The sequence below is a fragment of the Streptomyces sp. NBC_01465 genome, assembly GCF_036227325.1.
Taxonomy (GTDB): Bacteria; Actinomycetota; Actinomycetes; order Streptomycetales; family Streptomycetaceae; genus Streptomyces.
In genome coordinates, this window is the sequence record NZ_CP109467.1 from 4,010,822 (window position 1) to 4,025,910 (window position 15,089).

Here is a 15,089-nt window from a genome sequence, read left to right on the forward strand (position 1 = left end):
CTGCCGTCCTTCGGCAAGTCTGAGAACGGGAACGGTGAGCGCCCGGCCCGCCCCATAGGGCGCTCGATATGCCGGAAGCGACACGGGATGGAATGCTCGGTTTCGTACGGGAATGCCCCCTGAGCCGTCGCCCCAGAGGACCGAGAGCCCATGTCCACACCGCCCAGCAGCGGCCACGCCAACCCGGCCCCCCTCGGCCTCGCCGCCTTCGCGCTCACCACCTTCTGTCTCTCCATGTTCAATTCGGGCGTCATCAACGACGGCGCCCTCGAAGCCGTCGTCCTGCCCCTCGCCCTCTTCTACGGCGGGCTCGCCCAATTCGCCGCCGGGCTCCTGGAGTTCAAGCGCGGCAATACCTTCGGGCTCACCGCCTTCACCTCGTACGGCGCCTTCTGGATGGCCTTCGCCGGGTACGTGAAGTTCGTCGTCCCCGGGCTCGACCCCGCCCACGCCCACACCGCCACCGGGCTCTTCCTGATCGCCTGGTTCGTCTTCACCCTCTATATGACGGCCGCCGCGACCACCCTCGACAAGGCCACCCTCGCCGTCTTCGTGACGCTGACCGTCACCTTCCTCTTCCTCGCGCTCGGCGCGTTCACCGAGACCACCGCCCTCACCCGCATCGGCGGCTGGCTCGGGCTGCTCACCGCGCTCTTCGCCTGGTACGCGTCATTCGCCGGCGTCGTCAACGAGACCCGGGAGCGGAAGATCATTCCCGTCGGCTGAGGCCCCCGTATCTCGCCCCTACTCCGTCCGGTGGCACACTGCCCGGATGCCGCTCATCAGCAATCTCCGTCGCGCGATGCGCCGGGCGTACCACCGCACGGTCGACCTCAGCCACCCCGCGCGCTCACCCCTGGGCAGCGCCGTCGTCAACTGTGTGGTCTACCAGGACGGCGAGCGGCAGCCCGGCGACTGCCCCGCCGGCGAGGCGATACGGCGCGTCCGCAAGGCCGGGCAGGGGTTCGTCTGGATCGGGCTTCATGAGCCGGACGAAGCCGAACTCACCGAGCTCGCCGGGCTGTTCGGGCTGCACCCCCTCTCCGTCGAGGACGCGCTGCGCCCGCACCCCCGGCCCAAGATCGAGGCGTACGACGGGACGCTGTTCGCCGTCTTCAAGACCGTCGGCTACGTGGAGCACGAGGAGCTGACCACCACCAGCGAGGTCGTCGACACCGGCGAGGTCGTCGTCTTCGCCGGGCCCGATTTCGTGATCACCGTCCGGCGCGGGCGCCACGGCTCCCTCGGCCCCCTCCGCGAGGCCCTCGAAGCCTCCCCCGAGCAGCTCGCGAAGGGGCCCGCCTCGGTCCTGCACGCCATCGCCGACCTCGTCATCGAGGGGTACGCGGACGTCGCCGACGCCGTCCAGGACGACATCGACGGCGTCGAGACGGCCGTCTTCGCCCAGGCCGCGGGGCACGGCGACGCGGGCAGCATCTACCAGCTCAAGCGCGAACTCCTCGAATTCAAGCGGGCGGTGGCCCCCCTCGACCGCCCCCTGCAGAAGCTCATCGCCCAGCCGATGCCACTGATCGGCCCCGACATCCAGGCGTACTTCCGCGACATCGCGGGCCGCCTCGCCCGCATCACCGAGCAGCTCGCCTCCTACGACGCGCTCCTCGACTCGATACTCCAGGCGCACCTCGCGCAGGTCACGGTCGCGCAGAACGAGGACATGCGGAAGATCACCGCCTGGGCGTCGATCGTCGCCGTACCGACCATGGTCTGCGGCGTGTACGGCATGAACTTCGACCACATGCCCGAGCTGCGCTGGACGTACGGCTATCCCGCCGTGATGACCCTGATGGCGGTCGGCTGCTTCCTGCTGTACCGCGGCTTCAAGCGCAACGGCTGGCTCTGACCCCGTCCCCGCTCACGCCGCCGCATGCGCCAGCGGCCTGCTCCACGCCTCGTACAGCAGCGCGCTCTGCGTCCCCTGCGCATCGGGCTGTACGTCGCCGAACCGCGCCCAGCCCCACTCCCGCAGCGCACTCCGCACGGGGACGTTCGCCGGCTCCACCAGGGCCGCGACCAGCGTCGCGCGCGTGCGGATCAGCAGCTGGTCGACGAGGCGGGTGGCGATCTGGCGGCGCCGGAAGGCGGGCAGCACCATCAGTTCGGCGAGGACGAAGACATGGCCCGAGGCGGTCAACTCCTCGACGTTGACCGGGAGTCCGCCCCGGAAGCCGTGCCAGAGATCGCCGCCGCGCTCCAGTACGTACCCGTAGGCGCAGCCCGCGAGCGCGTGCCCGTCGGCGACCATCATGTCGAAGCCGGGGCGCTGCACGTCCTCGGCGAACCGCCGCAGGAAGTCCTGCCGGTCGTGGTACTCCTCGCCGGGCGCGCGCCGGTACGCCTCGACGTAGGTGTCGGCGACGGCCTCCCGTTGCTGCTCCGCCTGCCAGCGGGTCAGCCGCCGCATGAAGACCTCTGCTGCCATGGGTCCCTCCCCCTCGTTCCTCTCCCATCGTCGCAGTGCGATGCGGGCAGGGATAGGTGGCCCGCCGTACGGCCTCCCCCGGCGTGCGGCGGCCGCGACCATGCCGTCCCCTGGTGACATGACGGCGGACGAGACAGAGAACACCACCGAGCTCACCCGGCTGCGCGCCAGGGTCGCCGAGCTGGAGCAGCGGCCCGTGCACCACCGGGTGCGGTCCACCTTCGCCGTCGTCCTGATCGTCCTGGCCGCGATCCTGACCCCCCTCGCTGCCGTCGCCGTCTGGACGAGCGACGAGATCGGGGACACCGACCGCTATGTGGCGACGATGGCTCCGCTCGCCTCCGACCCGGACATCCAGGCGGGCGTCACCAACCGCGTGACCAACGCCGTCATGGAGCACGTGGACGTCAACGGGCTGCTGAGCGAGGTCGCGCCCGCCGACCGGCCCAAGCTCGACCTGCTGATCTCCCAGGTCGGCAAGCCGCTCACCTCCGGGCTGACGAGCTTCGTCCACAGCACAGTGGAAAGGTTCGTGTCGAGCGACGCCTTCGCCACCATCTGGACCGGCCTCAACCGGGCCGCGCACACCGCCGTCGACAAGGCCCTGACCAGCGACAACGGCAACAAGGTCACCATCGATCTGGCACCGGTGATCGACAAGGTCAAGACGCAGCTCGTCGACGACGGGCTGAACATCGCCTCGAAGATCCCCGAGGTCCACACCAGCTTCACCGTCGTGGACTCCGACGCCGTCGGCAAGGCCCGCACCGGTTTCCGGCTGCTGCAGATCATGGGCGTCTGGCTGCCGGTCGTCGTCGTCCTGCTCGCGGTCGGCGGAGTGCTGCTCGCCGTCCGCAGGCGGCGCGCGGCGATCACCGCCGCGCTGCTGATCGCCGCCGGTGCGCTGGTCCTGGGGCTCGGCCTGGTGATCTTCCGCAGCCTGTACCTCGACAAGCTCCCGGAGACGGTCTCGCAGCCCGCCGCGGCCGCCGTCTACAACACCCTGGTGGAGTTCCTCCGTACGTCGGTCCGCATGGTCGCCGTGCTCGGCGCGGTCGTCGCGCTCGGCGCCTGGCTGACGGGACCCGGCCGCTGGGCGGCGCGGGCCCGCGAGATGTGGTCGGGCGGGATCGGTGCCGTACAGAGCGCGGCGAACCTGGACACCGGGGCGGCCGGACAGTGGATGCGTGCGAAGAAGACCTGGCTGAACTGGGGTGTTGTCGCCGTCGCGGTCGTCGTCTTCCTCCTGTGGAGCCATCCGACGGGCCTGGTCGTGCTGGTGATCGCCCTGCTGACGCTGCTCGCGCTCGCGCTGGTGGAGTTCCTCGCGGCGGATCCGGAGGCCCCGGTCACCAGTCCGCACGAACAGCCGCAAAATGCATAAATGCCTCAACTCGGTTGTACTGAGGGACTATGAGCACCCTTCCTTCCTTCGCTGACACCACCGACTTCACCAACGCCGACCGCGGTTTCATCACCGCCCTGGCACCCGCAGTGGTCACGAACTCGGAAGGCCGCGTCGTCTGGGACAACGACGCCTACGGCTTCCTCTCCGCCGAGTGCCCCGACACCGCCCACCCCAGCCTCTGGCGCCAGGCCCAGCTCCTCGTGAAGCAGGGCCTGTACGAGGTCACCGAGGGGATCTACCAGGTCCGCGGCCTGGACCTGTCCAACATGACGATCGTCGAGGGCGACACCGGCGTCATCGTCATCGACCCGCTCATCTCCAACGAGTGCGCGGCCGCGGCCCTCGCCCTCTACCGCGGCGAGCGCGGCGACCGCCCCGTCACCGGCGTCATCTACACGCACTCGCACGGCGACCACTTCGGCGGCGTCCGCGGCGTACTCCCCGAGGACTTCAGCGCCGTCCCGATCCTCGCCCCCGAAGGCTTCCTGGAGCACGCGGTCTCCGAGAACGTGTACGCGGGCAACGCGATGACCCGCCGCGCGATCTACATGTACGGCGACCGGCTGGCCAAGTCCCCCGAGGGCCACATCGGCGCAGGCCTGGGCATGACCACCTCGACCGGCACCACCAGCCTGGTCGCCCCGACGGTCGACATCACGCACACCGGGCAGGAGGAGACGGTCGACGGCGTACGGATCGTCTTCCAGGTCACGCCCGGCACCGAGGCCCCGGCCGAGATGAACTTCCACTTCCCCGACCGCCGGGCCCTGTGCATGGCCGAGAACGCCACGCACAACATGCACAACATCCTGACGCTGCGCGGCGCCGTCGTCCGCGACTCCCGCGTCTGGGCCCACTACCTCGACGAGGCCATCGGCCTCTTCGCCGAGGGCTCCGACGTCGCCTTCGCCTCGCACCACTGGCCGACCTGGGGCAAGCAGGAGATCGTCACCTTCCTGGCCCAGCAGCGCGACCTGTACGCGTACATGCACGACCAGACGCTGCGGATGCTGAACTCGGGCCTCACCGGCCTGGAGATCGCCGAGCAGATGGAGCTGCCCCCGGCGCTGGAGAACAACTGGCACACGCGCGGCTACTACGGCTCGCTCAGCCACAACGTGAAGGCCATCTACCAGCGCTACATGGGCTGGTTCGACGGCAATCCGTCCCACCTCTGGGAGCACCCGCCGGTCGACAACGCCAAGCGCTACGTCGACTGCATGGGCGGCACCGACGCGGTCGTCACCAAGGCGGCCCGCTACACCGCCGACGGCGATCTCCGGTTCGCGGCAACCCTGTTGGGCCACGCCGTCTTCGCCGAGCCGGACCACGCCGCCGCCCGCGAGGCGCTCGCCGCCGTCTACACCAAGCTCGGCCACGGCTCGGAGAACGGTCCCTGGCGCAACTTCTACCTGACCGGCGCCAAGGAGCTGAAGTCGGGCCCCGAGAAGATCACCCTGAACATGGCGGGCCCGGAGATGGTGATGGCCCTCACCGTCGAGCAGCTCATCGACTCCCTCGCGGTACGGGTCAACGGCCCGCGCGCCTGGGACCTGGACCTCACCGTCGACTGGGTGTTCACCGACCTCAACTCCCGCCACCGGCTGACGCTGTCCAACGGCGCGCTCACCCACCTCGGTCACGAGGCGGCGGCCCCGGTGACGGGCGGCCCGGCCGCCCTCACGCTGACGTTCACCAAGGCGCAGCTGGTCGGCATGCTGGCCGGCCGCGGTCTCGACGGGATCACGACCGAGGGCGACCCGCAGGTGCTCGGGCAGCTCATGTCCGTACTGGACGAGCCCGACAAGGCGTTCGCGATCGTCACGCCGTGAACCTCAAGCTCGGCCGGCCGAAAGGGTCGGACGTCTCCGCCGGCCTGGTCACCGGGCTCTTCTCCATCCCCGAAGGCATGGCCTACGCGGCGATCGGCGGCTTCAACCCCGTCACCGGCATCTACGCCGGTGTCGTGCCGACCGTCCTGGGCTCGTTCTTCGCCCGTACGGTCCTGATGGTCACCACCCTCACCTCGGCCATCGCGCTCACCTCCCAGAGTGTGATGTCCGGGGCGGGGGTGGACCCGAAGGACGGCGGGAACATCGCCACGCTCGCCGTCCTCGCCGGGCTGATCATGCTGGCGCTCGGGCTGCTGAAACTCGGCGCGGTGATGAGCTTCGTCTCCAACGCGGTGATGACCGGCTTCTCCACGGGCATCGCGCTGCAGATCATCACCGGCTCGCTCAAGGACGCCACGGGCTACAAGCCGGACGGCCACAACAAGCTCTGGCAGCTGGGCAATTGGCTCTGGTCCGCCCCCGACTGGCAGCTCGCCGCGACCCTCACCGCGCTGGCGACGGTCGCCGTCTGGGCGGTCGTACGGCTGGTGAAGCGCCTGGAGGCGGTGTCGGTCCTGGTGGCGCTGGTCGTGGTCAGCCTGGCGATCGGCATCCTCGGTACGGACGTCGAGATGGCCGGCGACATCGCGCAGATCCCCGCCGCGCTCCCCTCCTTCACCGCCCCTGATTTCGGCGTGGTCGGCGCCCTGCTGCCCGGCGCCTTCGCGGTGGCCCTCGTCGCCCTCGCCCAGGCGGCCTCGATCGGCCCAACGGTCCCCAATCCCGACGGCACGAAGTCCTCCGTCGACGGCGACTTCATCGCGCAGGGCATCGCCAACGTGGGCGGCGGCCTCTTCGGCGGACTGCCGACCGGCGGCTCCATGTCCCGTACGGGAGTTGCCGTCAGTGCCGGCGCGCGCACCCGCTGGACCGGGATCTTCGCGGGCCTGTGGCTGGCGCTCCTCGTCCTCACGCTCGGCTCGCTGGCCGAGCAGATCCCGATGCCGGTGATCGGCGGCCTGATCATCGTGATCGGCGTCGAGCTGATCCTGGGCCGCGTCAAGGACATCAAGCTGGTGCTGCGTACGTCACCGCTCTCGACGGTGGCGATGATCGCCACCTTCCTGGCGACGACCCAACTCCCGCTCCAGCAGGCGATCATCATCGGCGCGGTCCTCTCGCTCCTCCTCTACTGCGTCCAGGCCGCCCGCCAGAGCGGCCTCCGCACCCTGGAGCCGGGCCCGGACGCCACCTGGCACGTGGCCCCGCCCCCGGCCGCCATCGCACCCGGCACCGTCACGGTCCTCTACTACGCGGGCACGTCGCTCTTCGCGGAGGCCCCGCGCATCGACGAACAGTGGCCGGACACGAGCGGCGCACGCGGCTCGGCGGTGGTCCTCGCGGTCCGGGGCGTCCCCGAAGTCCCGTCCTCCGCCGTCCTCAAGATGCTCCGCCGGTACGCGAACGACCTGCGCGCCCACGGCGGGCGCCTCTATCTGGCGGGCGTGGAACCGAAGTTGGCGCAGGTCCTGGCCAAGACGGGCCTGACGGAGGAGCTCGGCGAGGACGCGGTGGTGGAGGCGACCCCGGAGATCTTCGGCGCGCAGCGCGAAGCGGTGGCCCGGGCCGGACAGTGGGTAGCCGAACAGCGGTCGCAGTCCCTATGATCACGCCACCGTTCACCGTTCATGGTGGAACGGCCGGATATACGGGGACAGGGGTGGGGACCTCATGTGGGGACGCAAGCGCGCGCAGACGGACGCGATCGCGGAGACGATCGTGGCGGCCGACGGCTGCTACACGGCGCTGAGTGAGCTCAAGGACATCCTGGAGAACGAACTCCGGGCGGCAGAAGCACTGTTGGACCAGGGAGACGGCCTGCCCTCCGACGCGGTGCGCGAACAGACCACCAGCGGATGGTCGACCCTCCGCGACCTGGAGTCCCACTTCGACGACTTCCAGAACCTGCGGGACCGGATCATCACCGTGGGCAGCAAGAACCCCGAGGCGGTCGCGGACGACCTGGAGCTGCTGGTCGAGACGGCCGACGGAATGGCCGAGGTGTCGGAGAACATCGCCGGGCTGGCCGAGTCCGTGCAGGGGATGCGGATCAAGCTGGAGCGCGTACGCGAAGACCTGGTCCCGATCCGGGAGCGCATCCACACCGCGTACGACTCCACCCTCAAGTCCCTTGCCGCCGCACCTCCTTCGGCGGCCGGGCGGTTCGCGCTGGAGGCCCGCCTCGGCGCCTTCGGGGACCGGCTCCGTGCGCTCGACGAGGGGCGGGTCACGCCCACCGCCGAACGCAAGGTCACCGATCACTACCGGGACGCGGAGGCCGATCTGGCCGCTCTGCGCGAGGAGTTGCTGGCGCTCGGCTAGCGGGCCACGACGTCCGCGACCACGCAGGCGACGTTGTCCGGGGCCCCCGCCTCGTGGGCGAGTGCGATCAGGTCGCGGACCGCCGCGTCGGGGTCGGGGGCCGCGCGCAGCGCGCGCTCCACGTCGGCGTCCGCGACCACCGCGGAGAGTCCGTCGGAGCAGAGCAGATAGCGGTCGCCCGCCTCCGCGTCGTACAGCTTCAGCTCCGGGGCGGGCGAGTCCTCGAACCCCAACGCCCTGAGCAGCAGGGCACGTTGGGGGTGCGAGCGGGCCTCGTCCGCCGTGAGCTCGCCGCCGTCGACCATCGCCTGGACCATCGTGTGGTCGTGCGTGATCTGGAAGAGGGTGTCGCCGCGCAGGACGTACGCCCGGCTGTCCCCGATGTGCACCAGCGCCAGCTGCGACCCGGTCCAGAGCATCGCGGTGAGCGTCGACCCGGAGTCCTCCAGGCCCGCCGCATCGCGGTGCGCTGCGTCGACCGCGTCGCCGAGGGCGTTGAGGAGGTCGCCGGCGCGTACGACCTTGGCCCCGTCCGCCTCCAGGACCTTGAGGGCGTTGATGGCGGCGGCGCTCGCGGAGGTCCCGGCGGTTCCGTAGCCGTCGGCGACCGCCAGCAGGCGTGAGCCCGCGTACGCGGAGTCCTGGTTGGCCGCGCGGACGAGACCGGCGTCGGTGAGGGCGGCGTAGCGGCCTGATTTTGCGCCTAAACCGGCGCCGCTCTCGCGGAGGTGGCTAGGTAGGTGGGGCTTCTCAATGGCCGCTTGCGGTCCGTTCGGATGCGACACCGGAAAGCCCACACCAGCAAGATCCAGCCCGTCCGGCGATTGAGGACACGCGGCCGAAGGCCGCGTACGGGGGCGCGGGGGCGAAGCCCCCGCCTCACCGGGGCCCGGGGTCCGGGGCGCAGCCCCGGTTTCGGGAAGGGGCGGGGTGGGGGAGCTCGCCTGTGCCCGGCGGAGGCCGCCGGTCTCAGTCCTCGTGCGTGTAGTAGACGTAGAACTTCGCCGCCGCCGTGGCCGCACCGAACGCCGCGCCCAGGCCGACCGAGCGCAGGATGCTGGCCCCGGTCAGCGAGTACAGGAAGCCGAGCGATCCGCCGACGAGCACGCCGAACGCCGCCGCGCGCAGCTCGCGCGGGAGGCGGTCCTTGACGAGGTAGAGCCCGACCGAGAGCACGATCATGGCGCCGCCGGAGATGAACCCGACCGCGACCTGACCGCCGGTGACCGGGCCTCCGTCGCGGAGGTTGAACGCGGCCCAGAATCCGTAGACCGCGCCGATGACGGCGAAGATCGGGAAGGCGATCGCACTGCTGTGGGGATCGCTCTTCTGGCTCTTCCGGCGTCCGGCCGGTACTGCCGCATGTGCAGCCATGGCGGAGGGTCCCTTCCACTCGCCCCCTCCCTCCAGAGCACACCCGACGGCGGCGTACGGCAACTCGGACGGCGTAAGGACCCCTGCGTCACCGATGTGGCGGCGCCCCGCTCGCGCCCGCCAGCGCGGGCCACTCCCCTGGAGGGATGCGCCGCCTTCTCTCCGCAGCCCTGACCGTCCTCGTCGTCCTCCTCGTCCCGCTGAGCGCACTGTCCGTCTGGGCGAGCCAGGAGGTCGGGAACACCGACCGGTACGTGGCCGCCATGGCGCCGCTCGCCGGCGATCCCGCCGTCCAGGACGTCGTCGCCGACCAGGTCACCGCCCAGGTCATGAAGAACATCGACGTCGGCCCGCTCCAGTCGAGCGTCGGCGACCTGGTGCGCCAGGCCGTGATGTCCTTCGCCGGGTCCGACGCCTTCCAGGCCGCCTGGAACACCGTGAACCGGGTCGCCCACGCCGCCGTCGACAAGGCGCTGGACAGCGGAACCGGGGACGACGTCACCATCGATCTGGCGCCGGTGACGGAGCGGGTGAAGCAGGAGCTGTCCGACCAGGGTGTTCCCTTCGCGGACAACATCCCCGTCGAGCACACCGAGGTCACCGTGCTCACCGCGGACAAGCTCGGCGAGCTGCGCGACGGCTACCGGTGGCTGCGGATCGCCGGGATCTGGCTGCCGGTGCTGACGCTGGTCCTCGCGGGTCTCGCCGTACTGCTGGCGGTCGCGGGACGCCGTCGGCGCGCTGTGACGGGGCTCGGGCTCGCCACCGCGCTCGGCGCCGTACTGCTGCTCGTCGGTGTCGCCGTCGCCCGGCCCCTCGCCCTGGACGACCTGCCGGCGGACGTGAACCGGGCGGCTGCAGGCGCGGTGTACGACGCGCTGACCGGGTTCCTGCGGACGGCGGGCTGGGTGGCGCTCGGCCTCGGGCTCGCGGTGCTGCTCGCGGCCTGGCTCACCGGGCGGCTGCGGAAGAACAGTTCCCCGCCTGCCGCATCGGTCCGTCCACCGGACCGCGCCCACCTGACGGCCTAACAAATTCATTCATGTTTGCACCATTACGCGCAGCATGGGAGGAGCAGTACTCGTCACAACCGAGGAGGGTCCACCATGAGCCAACAGGCAGCGCAGCCACCCCGCAGTTCAGGTTCCGCATGGGCTGCGGGCGGCACGATGTTCGCCGGTGTCCTGATGGTGATCGAAGGCATCATGGGCTTCCTCCAGGGCCTGGTCGCCATCCACAACGACGACATCTACACCCGGGTCGGCGACTACATCTACTCGTTCAACCTCACTTCCTGGGGCTGGGTCCACCTGATCGTCGGGGTCCTCGTCGCCGGCACCGGCTTCGGCATCCTGCTCGGCCAGGAGTGGGCGCGTTTCGTGGGCATCGGGCTGGCCTCGCTCAACATCGTGCTGCAGTTCATGTTCCTGCCGTACCAGCCGATCTGGGCCCTGACCACCATCGCGCTCGGCGTCTTCATCGTCTGGGCGCTCGCCACCGACCAGCCGGTGAAGCCGGCGCAGGGCGGGCCGAAGACCCCGCCGACGCCGCCGCCCGCCTCGGCCGATCAGCCTCTCTGGTCCGACCCGACGAAGCCGGGCGCATGAGGGCCGCGCGCACCGCGGGTGCCCTCTCCGTCGCCGTACTCGTCGCCCTCTCCGCCACCGCGTGCGGCAGCGACGACACCCCGTCCTCCGTCGCCTCCAAGGCCGGAGACGTGGTGTCGAGCGCAACGGCCAAGGCAGGAGAGGCAGTTGCCTCCGCCACGGCCGCCGCGTCCTCGAAGATGGCCGAGGTCAAGGACGGCGTCGACGCCAAGGACGACGTGAAGGCCGGCGACACGAAGACCGACGGCGACCGGTCCACGGCGGAGATCACCGCCACCAACGGCACCGACAAGACCGTCGACTACACGGTCACGGTCAACTTCAAGGACAAGGGCGGAAACCTGCTCGACGTCGTCGTCATGAACATCGACGGCGTGGAAGCGGGCAAGTCCAAGTCCGGTACGGCGCGCAGCAATCGCGACCTGGGCGGCGACGCCACCGCCGAGGTGGGACAGGCTTTGCGTCATTGATGGGCAACCAGGGGACACCCGGCGCCGTCTTTGAGGGAGGATTCGGGCATCCGGCCGTGAGCCCGAGTGGGGGGGTGTCCCTTGGACGCTGTGGACAGCCTGGGGAGACCCGGCACAGCGGATACGGAGTATGACGAGGACCGGCCGCCGTCGCGGCGTTCGTGGTGGCGGCTGATGCTTGCGTGGATCGCGGGTCTGATCCTGCTCGGGGTGAGCGCCGTCCTGGTGTGCCGGGCCCTCGACACCGACGCGATCACTCCCGTACCGCAGATCCTGGCGTTCCTGCCGTGGCTCCTCGCCCCGGCGGCCTTCGCCCTGCTGCTCGCCGGGTTCGCGCGGTGGTGGACGGGGCTGGTGTGGGCGGTGCTCGCGCTGGCGGCGCTGGGCTGGTTCCTGCGGCCGTACGGTCCCGGCGCCGGCTCCGTCCAGCCGAGCGGCCCCCTCCTGCAGAACGTCAAGGTCCTCACCGCGAACCTGCAGTTCGGGCGGGCCACCGACGCGCTGCTCGCCACGATCCGCAGCGAGAAACCCGACATCGTCTTCGTCGAGGAGTGCGCCTTCGTGTGCGCGGACGCCCTCGCCGCGGACCTGCCGCGCAGCCAGTACCCGTACCGGAACGTGGTCCGCAAGGACGGCTCGCAGGGGTCCGCGATCCTCTCCGCGTTCCCGCTGAAGGACGCCAACACCATCGAGTCCGACATGGCGATGCCGGGCGCGGTGGCGGAGATCCACGGGGTGTCCGTACGGCTGCAGCTCGCGCATCCGATGCCACCGTTGCCGGACCAAGTGCCTTTGTGGAAGCGGGAGATGGGCAAGTTGCGGAGCTTCGCGGCCGCGGCGCCTGCGCAGGCCACCATCGTGGCGGGGGACTTCAACGCCGGGCAGGACCATGCGGCGTTCCGTGCCGTGCTCGACGACGGGAAGCTCCACGACAGTGCGCGGATCGCGGGGAAGTCCCGTACGTGGTCATGGCCTGCGGAGAGCGGGCGGCTGCTGCGTACGCAGATCGACCATGTGCTGGTGAGCGAGGACTTCCAGGTGAAGTCGGCGCGTTTCGTCACGCTGGACGGGTCGGACCACCGGGGGCTCGTCGTCGAACTAGGGCTGCATGCGCGGTAGTTACAGAGCGGGCGTGTAGCGGCGGCGTACCGCGTGCAGTCTGCGCATCTGGTCCTCGAAGGCGTACGGATCCGCCTGCCCGGCCCAGGGCAGCGGAAGCCGGACCTCCTCGCCGTTGCGCAGCCGGACGTCGACGCGGAGGTTGGGGACCTTGCGGCGCTTGTCGCGGGGCATCACCTGGATCGACTCCAGGCGAACGATCTCGTCCCACTCCAGGCGGTGCCAGCGCAGTACCGTGCGGTACCGCAGCCCGTCCGGGCCCGCCTCCACGCGGCGCAGGAGGAAGCCGAACGCCGAGCCGACGGCCGTGCCGCCGATGACCACGGCGTACGCCGACCACTGACTGCCGTCCGGGGCGCCGAGACCTGCCGCGGCCCCTGCCCCGACTGCGACCAGCCCGGCCAGCGCGTGGATCCATCGTGCGGTCGCCCCGCCGTAGCGGAGGGTGAACTCGTCATTGCCTGCCACGCTCGTGATGCTGCCACCGGCCCGCTCCCGGGCGTAGATCCCTGCAGGTCGTACTTTGGTGACCATGCTCACACCACCCGCGTGGCTGCTCAGAGGCCTGCGACCGCAGCCCGCGCCCATCCCCTGGGCGGCCGTCGTCCGCGCCTCGATCGCGATGGCCGCACCGATCGCCGTCGGGCTCGCGACCGGGCAGGTCGTGTACGGGGCGCTCGTCTCGATGGGCGCGCTGTCGGGGGTGATCGGCGACACGGCCGACGCGTACCGGATGCGGATCTTCAACATCGCCGTACCGCAGCTCTTCGGGGCGATCGGGGTGATGGCGGGGACGCAGGTCTACGGGCAGGGGTGGGTCGCGGTCGGCGTGCTGACGCTGGTCGCGCTCGTCTCCGGGATGATGTCGACGATCGGGGCGGTGGCGTCCGTGTCCGGGCTGCTGCTCCTGCTCAACTCGGTGGTGGGGGCCGGGCTCCCGATGCCAGGGCCCTGGTGGAAGGCGCCGCTTCTGCTGACGCTCGGCGGGGCGCTGGTGCTGGTACTGGCCCTGCTGGGCTGGCCGTGGCGCGGGCGCGTACCGGAGCGGGAGGCGGTCGCGGCGACGTACCGCAGCGCGGCGGAGCTCTACGCGGCGGCGGGCACGGACGCGTACCCGGAGCGGCGGCGGGATGTGACGCGGGCCCTCGACACGGCCTACGACCTGATCCTGGCCCGGCGCACGCGCGAACACGGCCGGAGCGGGCCGCTGGTGCGGCTGCTCGCGCAGCTCAATGTGGTCATTCCGCTGGTGGAGGCGGCGGCTGCGGCGCATCTGTACGGGAAGGCTTCGCGGCGACCTGAAATTGCTTCTGCTGTACGGGAGTTGGCGTCTGCGGTGTCGGAGGGTCGGACCGGTCACATCGACCTGGAGCTGCCCGAGCCGCAGGGTCCCGCCGACCGGGCGGTGGAGACGGCGCTGCGGCATGCGGCGGGGGTGGTGCACGACGGCGATCCCGACCCGTACAACATCGACGACCGGCTCGGCCGGCCCGCCGCCCTGCGCGTCCGCGCCCGCCGCGCCGCCCGCAACGTCCTGCTCTCCGAGGCCTCCTGGCGGTACGGGCTGCGCCTCGCGCTCTGCATCGGGCTCGCGCAGGCGCTGGTCTCGCTGGTGCCGGTGCCGCGCTCGTACTGGGTCGCCCTCACCGTCACCTTCGTCCTCAAGCCCGACTTCGGTTCGGTCTTCTCGCGGGCCGTGATGCGCGCCCTGGGCACGGCAGCCGGCCTGGTGGTCGCGGCGGTCGTGCTGTCGGCGGTCCCGCGCGGGTGGTGGGACGTGCCCGTGATGGTGGTGCTCGCGGCGCTCATCCCGGCGTTCTCGGCAAAGGGGTACGCCTTCCAGACCGCGGCCATCACCCCGGTGATCCTGCTGCTCTCCGACCAGCTCAACCACATGGGGTACGGACTGGTCCTGCCGCGCCTCCTCGACAGCCTCATCGGCTGCGCGATCGCCCTGGTGGCGGGCTACTTGCTCTGGCCGGAGAGCTGGCACACGAGGATCGGCGACCGGCTCGCGGACGCGGTCGCGGACACCGCGCGCTATGTGGACTGCGCGTTCGGCCAGTCCGAGGACCAGATGCAGCGGGTGAGGCTGCGCCGCCGCCTCTACCGCGATCTGTCCGTCGTGCGCTCCGAATTCCAGCGGGCACTGACCGAGCCGCCGCCCACGGGGAGGCGGGCGGCGGCCTGGTGGCCCCTGGTGGTGGCGGTCGAGCGGATCGTGGACGCCACGACGGCGGCCCGGGTCCGCGTCAGCCACGGGGCGCAGGCCCCGCAACCGTACGAGACGGACGAAATCGCCGCCCAGCTACGGGAGTTGGCGGACGGCCTGCGCTCCAGCGAGACGCTGGTGGAGGTGGTCACCCACCTCGGCGGGGACGAGGAAGGGGTCCTCGCCCCGCTGAGGCAGGAGGTCACGGCGGCGCGGGCGATCGCGTCGCCGCAGCCCTGACCTGA

Annotated in this window: 14 protein-coding genes and 1 pseudogene; 11 read left to right on the plus strand and 4 right to left on the minus strand. The window is 70.9% G+C overall.

The genetic code is table 11. The annotated features are described in order from the left end of the window. Window positions 1–150 precede the first annotated feature (150 nt). Window positions 151–726, plus strand: coding sequence for an acetate uptake transporter (locus OG707_RS18920; RefSeq protein ID WP_329119797.1), 576 nt, complete (start codon window positions 151–153; stop codon window positions 724–726). A 46-nt stretch (window positions 727–772) separates the two neighbouring features. Further along, window positions 773–1,861: a magnesium and cobalt transport protein CorA gene (locus OG707_RS18925; protein WP_329119799.1), complete on the plus strand. Its 1,089-nt coding sequence runs from the start codon at window positions 773–775 to the stop codon at window positions 1,859–1,861. Between the two features lie 12 nt (window positions 1,862–1,873). Here OG707_RS18925 and OG707_RS18930 read toward each other — a convergent pair whose 3' ends face one another. Then, a complete protein-coding gene (locus tag OG707_RS18930; protein ID WP_329119801.1) occupies window positions 1,874–2,440 on the minus strand; it encodes a GNAT family N-acetyltransferase in 567 nt (188 codons plus the stop codon). 118 nt (window positions 2,441–2,558) lie between these two features. On the opposite strand from OG707_RS18930, the gene OG707_RS18935 reads away from it, so the two are divergent. The 4 genes from OG707_RS18935 to OG707_RS18950 all read left to right on the plus strand — a co-directional run bounded on the left by OG707_RS18935 (window position 2,559) and on the right by OG707_RS18950 (window position 8,062). Continuing rightward, a complete protein-coding gene (locus OG707_RS18935) occupies window positions 2,559–3,824 on the plus strand; it encodes a hypothetical protein (protein WP_329119803.1) in 1,266 nt (421 codons plus the stop codon). A gap of 29 nt (window positions 3,825–3,853) precedes the next feature. Then, the gene (locus tag OG707_RS18940; protein ID WP_329119805.1) at window positions 3,854–5,680 is read left to right on the plus strand and encodes an alkyl/aryl-sulfatase; all 1,827 of its coding nucleotides are present in this window, start codon (window positions 3,854–3,856) and stop codon (window positions 5,678–5,680) included. Next, window positions 5,677–7,347 carry a SulP family inorganic anion transporter gene (locus OG707_RS18945; RefSeq protein WP_329119807.1) on the plus strand — a complete coding sequence of 557 codons (1,671 nt, stop codon included), beginning with the start codon at window positions 5,677–5,679 and terminating at the stop codon, window positions 7,345–7,347. Before OG707_RS18940 ends, OG707_RS18945 begins: the two co-directional genes overlap by 4 nt. Window positions 7,348–7,411: 64 nt before the next feature. Continuing rightward, entirely contained in the window at window positions 7,412–8,062 is a 651-nt protein-coding gene (locus OG707_RS18950) for a hypothetical protein (RefSeq protein ID WP_329119809.1), read from the plus strand. Here the strand turns inward: OG707_RS18950 and OG707_RS18955 are convergent. Then, window positions 8,059–8,751, minus strand: a pseudogene (locus tag OG707_RS18955) (PP2C family protein-serine/threonine phosphatase); the annotation flags it as partial. The gene OG707_RS18950 and the pseudogene OG707_RS18955 sit on opposite strands and share 4 nt — an antisense overlap. Window positions 8,752–9,031: 280 nt before the next feature. Beyond that, window positions 9,032–9,436, minus strand: a complete 405-nt coding sequence (locus tag OG707_RS18960) for a hypothetical protein (protein ID WP_329119811.1) — start codon at window positions 9,434–9,436, stop codon at window positions 9,032–9,034. 146 nt (window positions 9,437–9,582) lie between these two features. Between OG707_RS18960 and OG707_RS18965 the strand changes: the two genes are divergently transcribed. The 4 genes from OG707_RS18965 to OG707_RS18980 all read left to right on the plus strand — a co-directional run bounded on the left by OG707_RS18965 (window position 9,583) and on the right by OG707_RS18980 (window position 12,632). Continuing rightward, complete coding sequence (locus tag OG707_RS18965) at window positions 9,583–10,467, plus strand: hypothetical protein (protein ID WP_329119813.1); 885 nt, start codon at window positions 9,583–9,585, stop codon at window positions 10,465–10,467. Window positions 10,468–10,542: 75 nt separating this feature from the next. Next, window positions 10,543–11,043, plus strand: coding sequence for a DUF7144 family membrane protein (locus OG707_RS18970; protein ID WP_329119815.1), 501 nt, complete (start codon window positions 10,543–10,545; stop codon window positions 11,041–11,043). Then, window positions 11,040–11,513, plus strand: a complete 474-nt coding sequence (locus OG707_RS18975; RefSeq protein ID WP_329119817.1) for a hypothetical protein — start codon at window positions 11,040–11,042, stop codon at window positions 11,511–11,513. The genes OG707_RS18970 and OG707_RS18975 overlap by 4 nt, the downstream gene beginning before the upstream one ends. Before the next feature lie 174 nt (window positions 11,514–11,687). Then, window positions 11,688–12,632: an endonuclease/exonuclease/phosphatase family protein gene (locus OG707_RS18980; protein ID WP_329119818.1), complete on the plus strand. Its 945-nt coding sequence runs from the start codon at window positions 11,688–11,690 to the stop codon at window positions 12,630–12,632. Here the strand turns inward: OG707_RS18980 and OG707_RS18985 are convergent, their stop codons facing one another. Further along, window positions 12,633–13,100 (minus strand): PH domain-containing protein, encoded by a 468-nt coding sequence (locus OG707_RS18985; protein WP_329119820.1) that lies wholly within the window; start codon window positions 13,098–13,100, stop codon window positions 12,633–12,635. Between the two features lie 64 nt (window positions 13,101–13,164). On the opposite strand from OG707_RS18985, the gene OG707_RS18990 reads away from it, so the two are divergent. Next, window positions 13,165–15,084 (plus strand): FUSC family protein, encoded by a 1,920-nt coding sequence (locus OG707_RS18990; protein WP_329119822.1) that lies wholly within the window; start codon window positions 13,165–13,167, stop codon window positions 15,082–15,084. The last annotated feature ends 5 nt before the right edge of the window (window positions 15,085–15,089 follow it).